The 13,242-nt window shown below is 71.9% G+C and carries 12 protein-coding genes; 10 read left to right on the forward strand and 2 right to left on the reverse strand.

Features of this window, described 5'->3' with window-relative positions; translation table 11 throughout:
- Nucleotides 1-50: 50 nt before the first annotated feature.
- Entirely contained in the window at nt 51-713 is a 663-nt protein-coding gene (locus E5083_RS04895; RefSeq protein WP_135784296.1) for a bifunctional DNA primase/polymerase, read from the reverse strand.
- A gap of 460 nt (nt 714-1,173) precedes the next feature.
- Between E5083_RS04895 and nsdA the strand changes: the two genes are divergently transcribed.
- From nsdA to ffh, 5 genes are all read left to right on the forward strand, one after another.
- Nucleotides 1,174-2,652, forward strand: coding sequence for a transcriptional repressor NsdA (gene nsdA, locus E5083_RS04900; protein WP_135784297.1), 1,479 nt, complete (start codon nt 1,174-1,176; stop codon nt 2,650-2,652).
- 358 nt (nt 2,653-3,010) lie between these two features.
- The gene (locus E5083_RS04905) at nt 3,011-4,351 is read left to right on the forward strand and encodes an ammonium transporter (protein ID WP_135784298.1); all 1,341 of its coding nucleotides are present in this window, start codon (nt 3,011-3,013) and stop codon (nt 4,349-4,351) included.
- Complete coding sequence (locus tag E5083_RS04910) at nt 4,348-4,686, forward strand: P-II family nitrogen regulator (RefSeq protein WP_031181810.1); 339 nt, start codon at nt 4,348-4,350, stop codon at nt 4,684-4,686. The genes E5083_RS04905 and E5083_RS04910 overlap by 4 nt, the downstream gene beginning before the upstream one ends.
- Nucleotides 4,687-4,712: 26 nt before the next feature.
- Complete coding sequence (locus E5083_RS04915) at nt 4,713-7,160, forward strand: [protein-PII] uridylyltransferase (RefSeq protein WP_135784299.1); 2,448 nt, start codon at nt 4,713-4,715, stop codon at nt 7,158-7,160.
- A 118-nt stretch (nt 7,161-7,278) separates the two neighbouring features.
- On the forward strand, nt 7,279-8,829 hold the full coding sequence (gene ffh / locus E5083_RS04920) for a signal recognition particle protein (RefSeq protein ID WP_135784300.1): 1,551 nt from the start codon (nt 7,279-7,281) through the stop codon (nt 8,827-8,829).
- A 69-nt stretch (nt 8,830-8,898) separates the two neighbouring features.
- On the opposite strand, the gene E5083_RS04925 is transcribed toward ffh, so the two are convergent.
- A complete protein-coding gene (locus E5083_RS04925) occupies nt 8,899-9,741 on the reverse strand; it encodes a methyltransferase domain-containing protein (RefSeq protein WP_135784301.1) in 843 nt (280 codons plus the stop codon).
- A gap of 436 nt (nt 9,742-10,177) precedes the next feature.
- Here E5083_RS04925 and E5083_RS04930 point away from each other — a divergent pair, with 436 nt between their 5' ends.
- The 5 genes from E5083_RS04930 to trmD all read left to right on the forward strand — a co-directional run bounded on the left by E5083_RS04930 (nt 10,178) and on the right by trmD (nt 13,162).
- Complete coding sequence (locus E5083_RS04930) at nt 10,178-10,777, forward strand: hypothetical protein (protein ID WP_135784302.1); 600 nt, start codon at nt 10,178-10,180, stop codon at nt 10,775-10,777.
- A 253-nt stretch (nt 10,778-11,030) separates the two neighbouring features.
- On the forward strand, nt 11,031-11,453 hold the full coding sequence (gene rpsP / locus E5083_RS04935; RefSeq protein ID WP_031183689.1) for a 30S ribosomal protein S16: 423 nt from the start codon (nt 11,031-11,033) through the stop codon (nt 11,451-11,453).
- Nucleotides 11,454-11,458: 5 nt separating this feature from the next.
- On the forward strand, nt 11,459-11,698 hold the full coding sequence (locus tag E5083_RS04940) for an RNA-binding protein (RefSeq protein ID WP_005479813.1): 240 nt from the start codon (nt 11,459-11,461) through the stop codon (nt 11,696-11,698).
- An 82-nt stretch (nt 11,699-11,780) separates the two neighbouring features.
- Nucleotides 11,781-12,332, forward strand: coding sequence for a ribosome maturation factor RimM (gene rimM / locus E5083_RS04945; RefSeq protein WP_135784303.1), 552 nt, complete (start codon nt 11,781-11,783; stop codon nt 12,330-12,332).
- Entirely contained in the window at nt 12,329-13,162 is an 834-nt protein-coding gene (trmD, locus tag E5083_RS04950) for a tRNA (guanosine(37)-N1)-methyltransferase TrmD (protein ID WP_135784304.1), read from the forward strand. The genes rimM and trmD overlap by 4 nt, the downstream gene beginning before the upstream one ends.
- Nucleotides 13,163-13,242: the final 80 nt, after the last annotated feature.

Genomic DNA, 13,242 nt, shown 5'->3' on the forward strand with positions numbered 1-13,242 from the left:
CCCAGCAGAACCGGGGGACGGGCGCTTCGCCGTACGAGGAGTGCGCCGCGCTACGCCGGGGCGGCCGAGCGGTGCGCCACATAGGCCAGCGTGCCCAGCAGCAGCCGGGCCGCCGGCGGACGCGCCGCCCCGTCCAGCACCGGCGGCCGGAGCCAGCGCACCGGGCCGAGGCCGCCCCGGTCCGAGGGCGGGGCGGTGATGTACGTACCCGGACCGAGGCCGCGCAGGTCCAGCGCCCCGGGGTCGTCCCAGCCCATGCGGTACAGCAGGTGGGGCAGCTCGGCGGCGGTGCCGGGGGCGACCAGGAAGTGCGCGCGGCCCTCCGGGGTCGCGGCGACCGGACCGAGGGGCAGCCCCATCCGCTCCAGCCGCACCAGCGCCCGGCGTCCTGCGGCCTCCGCCACCTCGATCACGTCGAACGCCCGGCCCACCGGCAGCATCACCGAGGCGCCCGGTACCTCGGCCCACGCCCGGCTCGCCTCGTCCAGCGTGGCCCCGGCCGGCACCCGGGGCGCGAAGTCCAGCGGATGCGCGCCCGGTTCCGGGCAGTCGGCGCGCCCGCAGGAGCAGGCGCCGCCCGAGGCACGCGCCCCCGGCACCACGTCCCAGCCCCACAGGCCGGTGAACTCGGCGGCCGTGGTGCATTCCGGCGTGCGGCCGCGCCGACGCGTGCCGGAGCGGATCTCCCGGATGCCGCCGATCGTGAAGCCCATGCCCCCTCCAACGGGTCCAGCGCGCCGGTGGTTACGAAACGGAGCGAGAGGGATGCGGAACGTGACTCCTCGACTCCCGCTTTCCCTCACCTCTACCGGGACAAGGCGGCGCATCGCGGCACGAACGGTGGTGAACGGGGCTTCGCGCGCCCCCACGCGCTTCCCTCCGCCCACTGTCGGTCGTCCGGTGTCAAGTGAAGCGCGCGGCGGTCATCGTGAGTTCATTCGAAGGGGTGGCGAATGGTGGCGTTTCAAGGATCGCCGTGGCTGGAAGGGTGATCGTGGGATTACTGTGAGTGTGCGAGTCCCGGGGGCACATGCAGTCATGGGTATGCCGGAGGCAAGCCGTCAGCTCGTTCGAAGGGTGAGAACCAGCGGACGGGCGGCCCGGTCCACCGGCATTCTGATAGGGCTTGGCGCATCCGGCGACAGGTGGATTTCAGGGAATGGGGGCGTTCCAGTGGGCGGCAACGGCGGTGGCGGGACGAACGCTGACAAGCGCCCCAACGACCTGCTCGGCTCGTGGTTCGTGCGCAGCGGCTGGTCCAAGGGGGAGCTGGCCCGCCAGGTGAACCGCCGGGCCCGGCAGCTCGGCGCCAACCACATCTCCACCGACACCTCGCGCGTCCGCCGCTGGCTGGACGGCGAGAACCCGCGCGAACCGATCCCGCGCATCCTCTCCGAGCTGTTCTCCGAGCGCTTCGGCTGCGTCGTCTCCATCGAGGATCTCGGCCTGCGCGTCGCCCGCCAGTCGCCCTCCGCGTCCGGCGTCGACCTGCCCTGGACCGGCCCGCAGACCGTCGCCCTGCTCAGCGAGTTCTCCCGCAGCGACCTGATGCTCGCCCGGCGCGGCTTCCTCGGCACCTCCCTCGGCCTCTCGGCGGGCCCCGCGCTCATCGAGCCCATGCAGCGCTGGCTGGTCCCCACCCCCGCCTCGCCGGCCCCGCCCGAGCCCGACCCGCTGCACGAACCCCGCAGGCCCGGCCGGCTCTCCCGCCCCGAGCTGGAGCTGCTGGAGTCCACCACCAAGATGTTCCGCCAGTGGGACGCCCAGTGCGGCGGCGGCCTGCGCCGCAAGGCGGTCGTCGGGCAACTGCACGAGGTCACCGACCTCCTCCAGGAACCCCAGCCCGAGGCCACCACCCGCAAGCTCTTCAAGGTCGCCGCCGAACTCGCCGAACTCGCCGGCTGGATGTCGTACGACGTGGGACTCCAGCCCACCGCGCAGAAGTACTTCGTGCTCGCGCTGCACGCGGCCAAGGAGGCCGGGGACAAGCCCCTCGGGTCGTACGTGCTGTCCAGCATGAGCCGCCAGATGATCCACCTCGGCCGCCCGGACGACGCCCTCGAACTCATCCACCTCGCCCAGTACGGCAGCCGGGACTGCGCCAGTCCGCGCACCCAGTCCATGCTGTATGCGATGGAGGCCCGCGCCTACGCCAACATGGGCCAGCCCGGCAAGTGCAAGCGCGCCGTCCGCATGGCCGAGGACACCTTCGCCGACGCCGACGACTGGGACGACCCGGACCCCGACTGGATCAGGTTCTTCTCCGAGGCCGAACTGCACGGCGAGAACTCGCACTCCTTCCGCGACCTCGCCTATGTCGCCGGCCGCAGCCCCACCTACGCCTCGCTCGCCGAGCCGCTGATGGAGCGCGCCGTCGACCTGTTCGCCAAGGACGGCGAACACCAGCGGTCCTACGCGCTCAACCTGATCGGCATGGCCACCGTGCACCTCCTCCAGCGCGAACCCGAGCGGGGCAGCGCCTACGCCTCCCGCGCCATGGAGACCGCCCGCAAGGTCCGCTCGGAACGGGTCAACACCCGTATCCGCAAGACGGTCGGCGCGGCCGTGCGGGACTTCGGGGACCTCTCCGCCGTCGTCGACCTCACCGAACAGCTCGCCGTCGACCTTCCGGAGAGCGCCGAGTCGGGCTGATCGGCCCGCGCCACCCCATGCCCCGGCCGCGGCCGGTCCTCCCGAACTGCCCGACTCGGCTCCCCCATGCCAGGTCATCGAGAGGCCGGACGCGGCCGGTTCACGTATGCCCCCACCCGCCTGTCGCTACGGCGAGCCCGGCGCCGGTTGCGCCACGATAACGACCGGTGTGCGCGGCAGCGGGCAGTTCATGGAGGCGTAACACGCCAGGTGCCTTCGTCACCCCCGCGAAACAGGCGGGCGCCCCGGTCGAAACCGCGCTGCGTCAGTCTCTGGCGCATAACCGGCCCACCCCTCACTTGACCGGACCGCTCAGGCACCGCCCGCACGGGGCCGTACAACCGATGAGGAGACGCCGATGGCAGCAGCCATCACGCTTGCCGCGGAGGCACCCAAACTGTCCGCCGCGAACACAGGCTTCATGCTGATCTGTTCCGCCCTGGTGCTGCTCATGACACCGGGCTTGGCCTTCTTCTACGGAGGCATGGTCCGCGTCAAGAGCACCCTCAACATGCTGATGATGAGCTTCATCAGCATCGGCATCGTCACCCTCCTCTGGGTGCTCTACGGCTTCTCCCTGGCCTTCGGCTCCGGGTCCGCCTTCATCGGCTGGAACGCCGACTGGCTCGGACTGAGCAACATCGGGCTGACGGAACTCTGGCCGGGCTACACCATCCCGGTGTTCGTCTTCATGGTCTTCCAGATGATGTTCGCCATCATCACCCCCGCCCTGATCAGCGGAGCCCTCGCCGACCGGGTCAAGTTCTCGGCCTGGGCCCTGTTCGTCGCCCTGTGGGCCACGGTCGTCTACATCCCGGTCGCCCACTGGGTCTGGGCCTCCGACGGCTGGGCCTTCAAGCTCGGCGTGATCGACTTCGCGGGCGGCACCGCCGTCCACATCAACGCCGGTGCCGCTGCCCTCGGCGTCATCCTGGTCATCGGCAAGCGCGTCGGCTTCAAGAAGGACCCGATGCGCCCGCACAGCCTGCCGCTGGTCATGCTCGGCGCCGGTCTGCTGTGGTTCGGCTGGTTCGGCTTCAACGCCGGCTCGTGGCTGGGCAACGACGACGGCGTGGGCGCCCTGATGTTCGTCAACACCCAGGTCGCCACCGCCGCCGCCATGCTGGCCTGGCTCGCCTACGAGAAGATCCGCCACGGCGCCTGCACCACCCTCGGCGCGGCCTCCGGCGCCGTCGCCGGACTCGTCGCCATCACCCCGTCCGGCGGCGCCGTCTCCCCGCTCGGCGCGATCGCCGTCGGCGTCATCGCCGGAGTCGCCTGCGCCGCCGCCGTCGGCCTGAAGTTCAAGTTCGGCTACGACGACTCCCTCGACGTCGTCGGCGTCCACCTGGTCGGCGGCATCGTCGGCTCCCTGCTCATCGGCTTCTTCGCCACCGGCAAGGGCCAGTCCGACGCGGCCGGCGTCTTCTACGGCGACCACACCTTCGACCAGCTCTGGAAGCAGTGCGCCGGCGTCTTCGCCGTCCTCGCCTACTCCCTGCTGGCCTCCGCCGTCCTCGCCTTCCTCATCGACAAGACCCTCGGCATGCGGGTCCCCGAGGACGAGGAGGTCTCCGGCATCGACCAGTCCCAGCACGCCGAGACCGCGTACGACTTCAGCGGCACCGGCGGCGGAGTCGTCGGCGGCTCCACGGCCCAGGCGCTCGCCGCCTCGAAGATCAAGAAGGTGGACGCATGAGGCTCATCACGGCGGTCGTCAAGCCGCACCGGCTCGACGAGATCAAGGAAGCCCTCCAGGCGTTCGGTGTCCACGGACTCACCGTCACCGAGGCCAGCGGCTACGGCCGCCAGCGCGGGCACACCGAGGTCTACCGGGGCGCCGAGTACACCGTCGACCTCGTCCCCAAGATCCGCATCGAGGTGCTGGCCGAGGACGAGGACGCCGAGCAGCTCATCGACGTCATCGTCAAGGCCGCCCGCACCGGCAAGATCGGGGACGGCAAGGTCTGGTCCCTGCCCGTCGAGACCGCCGTCCGCGTCCGCACCGGCGAGCGCGGCCCGGACGCGCTCTGAGCACGAACGAAGACAGGAGTCGCTGGGTGACGCGCACGGACGACCGTAAAGAAGCCGACGACACGGGACCCAGCGGCTACGCGGCGGCCCGGCTGCACCTCCTCAACGAGGGGGCGCGGTCCGGGCCGCCGCGCCGTACCGCCCTCGCCGGACTCACCGACGACTGGCTGACCGGCCTCTTCACCGCCGCCGCCCCCGCCGCCAAGGGCATCTCCCTGGTCGCCGTCGGCGGCTACGGACGCGGCGAACTCTCCCCCCGCAGCGACCTCGACCTGCTGCTCCTGCACGACGGCAGCGACCCCGCCGCCGTCGCCGCCCTCGCCGACCGGCTCTGGTACCCCGTCTGGGACCTCGGCATCAGCCTCGACCACTCCGTCCGCACTCCCGCCGAAGCCCGGAAGACCGCGGGCGAGGACCTCAAGGTCCAGCTCGGCCTGCTCGACGCCCGCCACCTCGTGGGCGACCTCGGCCTCACCGCCGGACTGCGCACCGCGATCCTCGCCGACTGGCGCAACCAGGCCCCCAAACGCCTCCCCGAACTCCAGGAACTCTGCGCCGAACGCGCCGAACGCCACGGCGAACTCCGCTTCCTCCTCGAACCCGACCTCAAGGAAGCCCGCGGCGGACTCCGCGACGCCACCGCCCTCCAAGCCGTCGCCGCCTCCTGGCTCGCCGACGCGCCCCGCGAGGGCCTCGCCGACGCCCGCCGCCGCCTCCTCGACGCCCGCGACGCCCTCCACCTCGTCACCGGCCGCGCCACCGACCGCCTCGCCCTCCAGGAACAGGACCAGGTCGCCGCCGAACTCGGCCTCCTCGACGCCGACACATTGCTCCGCCAGGTCTACGAGGCCGCCCGCGTGATCTCATACGCCGGTGACGTCACCTGGCGCGAGGTCAACCGCGTCCTGCGCGCCCGCGCGGTACGGCCCCGGCTGCGCGCCATGCTGGGCGGCGGCAAGCCCGTCGCCGAACGCTCACCCCTCGCCGAAGGCGTCGTCGAGCAGGACGGCGAGGCCGTCCTCGCCCGCACCGCACGCCCCGAACGCGACCCCGTACTGCCCCTGCGCGCCGCGGCCGCCGCCGCGCAGGCCGCCCTCCCGCTCTCCCCGCACGCCGTACGGCGCATGGCCGCCACCGCGCGCCCCCTGCCCACCCCCTGGCCCGCCGAGGCCCGCGAGCAGCTCATCACCCTGCTCGGCTCCGGACGCCCCACCGTCGACGTATGGGAGGCACTGGAGGCCGAGGGGCTGATCACCCGCCTGCTCCCGGACTGGGAACGCGTCCGCTGCCGCCCGCAGCGCAACGCCGTCCACGTCTGGACCGTCGACCGGCACCTCATCGAGACCGCCGTGCGCGCCTCCGCCCTCACCCGCCGCGTCAGCCGCCCCGACCTGCTCCTCGTCGCCGCCCTGCTGCACGACATCGGCAAGGGCTGGCCCGGCGACCACTCGGTGGCCGGCGAGATCATCGCCAAGGACGTCGCCGCCCGGCTCGGCTTCGACCGCGCCGACGTCACCGTCCTGGCCACCCTCGTCCGGCACCATCTGCTGCTGGTCGAGACCGCCACCCGCCGCGACCTCGACGACCCCGCCACCGTCCGCGCCGTCGCCGACGCCGTCGGCAGCGAGAGCACGCTGGAACTCCTGCACGCCCTCACCGAGGCCGACGCCCTCGCCACCGGCCCCGCCGCCTGGTCCACCTGGCGCGGCTCCCTGGTCACCGACCTCGTCCGCCGCGTGTCCGCCGTGCTCGCCGGCGAACACCCGGACACCGAACCCGAACCCGCCGCGCCCACCGCCGAACAGGAACGCCTCGCCATCGAGGCCCACCGCACCGGCGGCCCCGTCCTCGCCCTGCGCGCCCAGGCCGAACCCGGCCCCCCGGAGGAGACCGGCGAGCCGCTCGGCGTCGAGCTGCTCATCGCCGTCCCCGACCAGCCCGGCGTCCTGCCCGCCCTCGCCGGGGTCCTCGCCCTGCACCGGCTCACCGTCCGCACGGGCGGGCTGCGCACCTTGCGGCTCCCCGACGATGTGGACGACGGCGGCTCCGTCCTGCTGCTCGACTGGCGCGTCGCCGCCGAGTACGGCTCGCTCCCGCAGGCCAGCCGGCTCCGCGCCGACCTCGTCCGCGCCCTCGACGGCTCCCTGGACATCACCGGCCGCCTCGCCGAACGCGACGCCGCCTACCCCCGCCGTCGGGGCCGCGCGGCCCCGCCACCACGCGTCACCGTCGCCCCCGCCGCCTCCCGCCACGCCACGGTCATCGAGGTCCGCGCCCAGGACGCCCCCGGCCTCCTCTTCCGCATCGGCACGGCCCTGGAAAAGGCGGCGGTACGGGTCCGCAGCATGCACGTCAGCACCCTGGGCGCCAACGCCGTCGACGCCTTCTACGTCACCAGCGGCACCGGGGCGCCTCTGCCACCGGAGGACGCGACCGCGACGGCCCGGGTGCTGGAGGAGACGCTGCGCGCCTGAGCACAGGTGCCGGAACTCCCCGCCCGCCGGGTGCGACGGGCGGGGACGAATCGCTTGCGCGGCCGGATACCCTGGAGGGCAGCCCAAAACGACTCCGACCTCGAGGACCGACGCCGCCGTGTTCGATACTCTCTCCGACCGTCTCAGCGCGACGTTCAAAAATCTCCGCGGCAAGGGCCGGTTGTCCGAGGAGGACGTCGACGCCACGGCCCGCGAGATCCGCATCGCGCTCCTTGAGGCCGACGTCGCGCTCCCTGTAGTCCGCTCTTTCATCAAGAACGTGAAGGAGCGCTCGCTCGGCGCCGAGGTCTCCCGGGCCCTGAACCCGGCCCAGCAGGTACTCAAGATCGTCAACGACGAGCTGGTCACCATCCTGGGCGGTGAGACGCGCCGTCTGCGGTTCGCCAAGCAGCCGCCGACCGTGATCATGCTGGCCGGTCTGCAGGGTGCCGGTAAGACCACGCTCGCGGGCAAGCTCGGCCGCTGGCTGAAGGAGCAGGGCCACTCGCCCCTGCTCGTCGCCTGCGACCTCCAGCGCCCCAACGCCGTCAACCAGCTCAGCGTCGTCGCCGAGCGCGCCGGTGTCGCGGTGTACGCCCCCGAGCCGGGCAACGGCGTCGGCGACCCGGTCAAGGTCGCCAAGGACTCCATCGAGTTCGCCAAGGCCAAGGTCCACGACATCGTGATCGTGGACACCGCCGGCCGCCTGGGCATCGACCAGGAGATGATGGCGCAGGCCGCGGACATCCGCGACGCCGTCTCCCCGGACGAGATCCTCTTCGTCGTCGACGCCATGATCGGCCAGGACGCGGTCAACACCGCCGAGGCGTTCCGCGACGGCGTCGGCTTCGACGGCGTGGTGCTCTCCAAGCTCGACGGTGACGCCCGCGGTGGTGCCGCCCTGTCGATCCGGCAGATCACCGGCAAGCCGATCATGTTCGCGTCCAACGGCGAGAAGCTGGACGAGTTCGACGCGTTCCACCCCGACCGGATGGCCTCCCGCATCCTCGACATGGGTGACCTCCTCACCCTGATCGAGCAGGCGGAAAAGACGTTCAGTCAGGAAGAGGCCGAGAAGATGGCCTCGAAGCTGGCGTCGAAGAAGGGCCAGGACTTCACCCTGGACGACTTCCTGTCCCAGATGGAGCAGGTCAGGAAGATGGGCAGCATCAGCAAGCTGCTCGGCATGCTCCCGGGCATGGGCCAGATCAAGGACCAGATCAACAACATCGACGAGCGGGACGTGGACCGCACGGCCGCCATCATCAAGTCGATGACCCCGGCCGAGCGCACCGACCCGACCATCATCAACGGCTCCCGCCGCGCCCGTATCGCCAAGGGTTCCGGTGTCGAGGTCAGCGCGGTGAAGGGCCTGGTGGAGCGGTTCTTCGAGGCGCGCAAGATGATGTCCCGCATGGCCCAGGGCGGCGGGATGCCGGGCATGCCGGGGATGCCGGGCATGGGCGGCGGCCCCGGCCGCTCCAAGAAGCAGCCCAAGAAGGCCAAGGGCAAGCAGCGTTCGGGTAACCCGATGAAGCGCAAGCAGCAGGAGCTGGAGGAGGCCCAGCGCCGCGAGGCCGCCGCGCAGGGCGGCAACGCGCTCGGTCTGCCCCAGCAGGGCGGCCAGGACTTCGAACTCCCCGACGAGTTCAAGAAGTTCATGGGCTGAGGTCCCGCCGTACGTGCCGAGGGCGCCCCTTCTTCGTGAGGGGGCGCCCTTCGCGCGTCGGGGCAGGCCCTAGGGCACGCGGGCGATCAGGTAGCGGAAGACGTTCGGCATCCAGACCGTTCCGTCCGGGCGCCGGTAGGGGTGCAGGGACTCGGTCAGCTCCTTGCCGACCTGTTTGCGGTCGGTCGCCGCGACGGCCGCGTCGAACAGTCCGGTCGACACCAGCCCGCGTACCGCGCTGTCGGTGTCGGCGTAGCCGAAGGGGCAGGCCACCCGGCCGGAGCCGTCCGGCCTCAGTCCCGCGCGCCGGGCGACCTCCTCCAGGTCGTCGCGGCGGGCCGGGCGCCAGGTGCGGGCGCCGCGCAGCGGTTCGGCCAGTTTGGCGGCGACCCGGAGCACGGTGGAGGTGGCGCACCGCTCGGGCGGGCCCCAGCCGGCCAGCACCACGGCGGCCCCGCGCGCGGCCAGCGGCAGCGCGGCGGCGAGGGTGTCACCGAGGCCGGCGGAGTCGTCGAGGGCGCCGACCGTCTCGTAGGCGGTCACGAGGGTGTACGGGGGTGTGTCGTCGTCGGCCGCGTCCGCGGGGGAGTCCGCCTGGACGAGCCGGGCGTCCAGGGGGCCGTCCGGGTCCAGGCGTTCGCGGGCGAGGGCGAGGTGTTCGGGGCGGGAGTCGACGCCGGTGACGGCCGCGCCCTTGGCGGCCGCCAGCAGCAGGGCGAGCCCGGAGCCGCAGGACAGGCCCAGCAGGCGGGTGCCCGGTCCCACTTCGAGGCGCTCGTGGACGGTCTCGTGGAGCGGGAGAAGCATCCGCTCCTGGATCTCCGCCCAGTCGCGCGCGCGTTTGCGGGGGTTCACGCGGGGTGGTGCGGAACCCGCGTGGGCCAGGTGCTCCCGCACGAGCGTAGGTGTCATAGGTAGCGCCCCAATCCGCCGGCTGTCCGTCGCTGTGCCCGGTGTGTGGCCCCCGTGTGCCGTGCGTGCGCACTTTCCACGTATGCCAGGTAACTCCCGGCTCGCCGTGTCGTCCAGTGGGTGTGGGGCCCGGCTTGCCGCCGGTTGGCGCGTGTGGCTCGAATTCACGCCCCCGCAACGCTGCCGCGCACCACCGGGTTCGGCGGCGCTCGGGCGTACCCGGTAACGTGCGGGTTCCGGCGGTGGCAGTAGCCCCGCCGACGCCGGCCGCCGTACGTCTTGCTACGCACCGGCTTGTGGGGAGCTGCGAGGCTTCTGCGTGAAACGGCGGACCCGCCCTCGTCAGGACGCATCGGCGACAACTGACGGGTAGGTGCAAATTATTTGAGATGCCCCGGAATAGGAACACAGCGGCACCCCCGCTCGTTGTCATTACGTGAGCACGACACAGACACCACCTGTTCTCGCCGCGGAGCTGGCGCAGGCGTGGGCCGACATTCAGCGGTACCACCCCGAGCTGCCCGACCTCGCCGCACCGGAATCACTGATCGGGGAGTCGTCGTCCGCGTGCGGGCACGAGCTCTCCTTCGAGCGGCTGCTGCACGAGGCGGTGCACGGCATCGCCGCCTCTCGCGGGGTGCGCGACACCTCGCGCGCCGGCCGCTACCACAACCGCCGTTTCCTCGCCGTCGCCGAGGAGCTGGGCCTGGACCACCCCGAGGAGCCGCATCCCAGCAGCGGTTTCTCGCTGGTCACGCTCAACCCCGAGGCCAAACGGCGCTACCGTCCGACCATCGACCGGCTGCAGCGGGCGCTGAAGGCGCACACGGTGGCCACCTCCGCCGACACCACCCGCACCTTCCGGGGCCCGGCCGCCCGGCACGGCTCCTCCGGGGGCGGGGTCCGGGTCAAGGCGGTCTGCGACTGCGGGCGCAACGTCCGGGTGGTCCCCTCGGTCCTGGCGCAGGCGCCGATCATGTGCGGCGGCTGCGGCAAACCGTTCCGCATCCCGGAAACCGTAGCGGCGGCCGGCTGACGCGACGGCTGCTCGTGGCAGCCGTACGGTCGGTTTCCACCCCCCTGCGGGCCGCGTCCCGCAAGCATGCCCAAGATCGCCGGCCCCGTCCCGGAAGGCCCCGCAGGGTGTGGCACAATGGCTAGCTGTACTCGACAGTCGCACAGGACCCCTCTCTCCTCCGGCTGACGCGTCCATCGGGCACTCGGGTACCGCAACCCCACGCGGCAACTCCGCCGTGCCCAACACGTCAATTCCAGGAGAACTCACTCCCGTGGCAGTCAAGATCAAGCTGAAGCGTCTGGGCAAGATCCGTTCGCCTCACTACCGCATCGTCGTCGCCGACTCCCGTACCCGCCGTGACGGCCGGGCCATCGAGGAGATCGGCAAGTACCACCCGACCTACAACCCGTCGGTCATGGAGGTGGACGCCGATCGCGTCGCCTACTGGCTGGGTGTCGGTGCGCAGCCGACCGAGCCGGTGCTCGCCATTCTGAAGAAGACCGGCGACTGGCAGAAGTTCAAGGGCGAGCCGGCCCCCGCGCCGCTGCTCGTGGCCGCGCCGAAGGCCGAGCGTCCGTCGTTCGAGGGCCTCGGCTCCGACGACGACAACAAGGGTGAGGCCATCACCCAGAAGAAGAAGGCTGAGAAGAAGGACGAGGCGGCCGCTGAGTCCGCCGAGTCGACCGAGGCCTGAGCAGCATGCTCGAAGAGGCGCTTGAGCACCTCGTGAAGGGCATCGTCGACAACCCCGACGATGTGCAGGTCGCCTCGCGTGACCTGCGCCGCGGGCGCGTGCTGGAGGTCCGGGTGCACCCCGACGACCTCGGTAAGGTGATCGGCCGCAACGGCCGCACCGCGCGTGCTCTGCGTACCGTCGTGGGCGCCATCGGCGGCCGCGGTGTCCGTGTCGACCTCGTCGACGTGGACCACGTCCGCTGACGCTTCATAGCAACCGGCTCGGGCCGGGGAGGGCCACTGGGCCGTCCCCGGCCCGCAGTCGTATGACAGGAGATCTGTACTCGTGCAGTTGGTAGTCGCACGGATCGGCCGTGCTCATGGCATCAAGGGTGAGGTCACCGTCGAGGTGCGGACCGACGAGCCGGAGTCCCGGCTCGCACCGGGCGCCGTCCTGGCCACCGACCCGGCGTCCACCGGGCCGCTCACCGTCGCCACCGGCCGCGTGCACAGCGGCCGTCTCCTCCTGCGCTTCGAGGGGGTCACCGACCGCACCGGCGCCGAGGCGCTGCGCAACACGCTGCTGATCGCCGACGTCGATCCGGAGGAGATGCCGGAGGACGAGGACGAGTACTACGACCATCAGCTCATCGACCTCGACGTGGTCACCGAGGACGGCACGGAGGTGGGCCGGATCACCGAGATCTCCCACCTGCCCTCCCAGGACCTCTTCATCGTGGAGCGCCCGGACGGCAGCGAGGTGCTGATCCCGTTCGTGGAGGAGATCGTCAGCGAGATCGACCTGGAGGAGCAGCGGGCGGTCATCACGCCGCCGCCGGGGCTGATCGACGACCGCGCCGAGATCGCCTCCGCGCGCGACGAGGACGAGGGCGCATGAGGCTCGACGTCGTCACGATCTTCCCGGAGTACCTGGAACCGCTGAACGTTTCCCTCGTCGGCAAGGCCCGCGCGCGCGGCCGGCTCGACGTGAACGTCCACGACCTGCGCTCCTGGACCTACGACCGGCACAACACGGTCGACGACACCCCCTACGGCGGCGGCCCCGGCATGGTCATGAAGACCGAGCCCTGGGGCGACGCCCTGGACGGCGTGCTGGCCGACGGCTACGAGTCGGGCGCGCACAGCCCCGCCCTGATCGTGCCGACCCCCAGCGGCCGCCCCTTCACCCAGGAACTCGCCGTCGAGCTGTCGGAGCGCCCCTGGCTGGTCTTCACCCCGGCCCGGTACGAGGGCATCGACCGCCGGGTGATCGACGAGTACGCGACCCGGATGCCGGTCTACGAGGTGTCCATCGGGGACTACGTCCTCGCCGGCGGCGAGGCGGCCGTCCTGGTGATCACCGAGGCCGTGGCCCGGCTGCTGCCCGGCGTGCTCGGCAACGCCGAGTCGCACCGGGACGACTCCTTCGCCCCCGGCGCCATGGCCAACCTCTTGGAGGGGCCGGTCTACACCAAGCCGCCCGAGTGGCGGGGCCACGGCATCCCGGACGTGCTGCTCAGCGGGCACCACGGCAAGATCGCGCGCTGGCGGCGGGACGAGGCGATGCGCCGCACCACCGCCAACCGGCCCGATCTGATCGAGCGCTGCGACCCCGCGACGCTCGACAAGAAGGACCGGGAGATGCTCTCCATCCTGGGCTGGTCCCCGGACCCGGAGGGCCACTCGTCCGGGCGATTTTGGCGCAGGAGCGAGGGCGTGGAACAATAGGCCGCTGTTGTGCGTCCGTCCGGCGTGCGCCCCTGCCACAGGGGGACACGACGCCCGTTCCGACCCGCACGGCAGACCTC

Source organism: Streptomyces bauhiniae, from assembly GCF_004784475.1.
In the GTDB taxonomy this organism is placed as follows: Bacteria; Actinomycetota; Actinomycetes; order Streptomycetales; family Streptomycetaceae; genus Streptomyces; species Streptomyces seoulensis.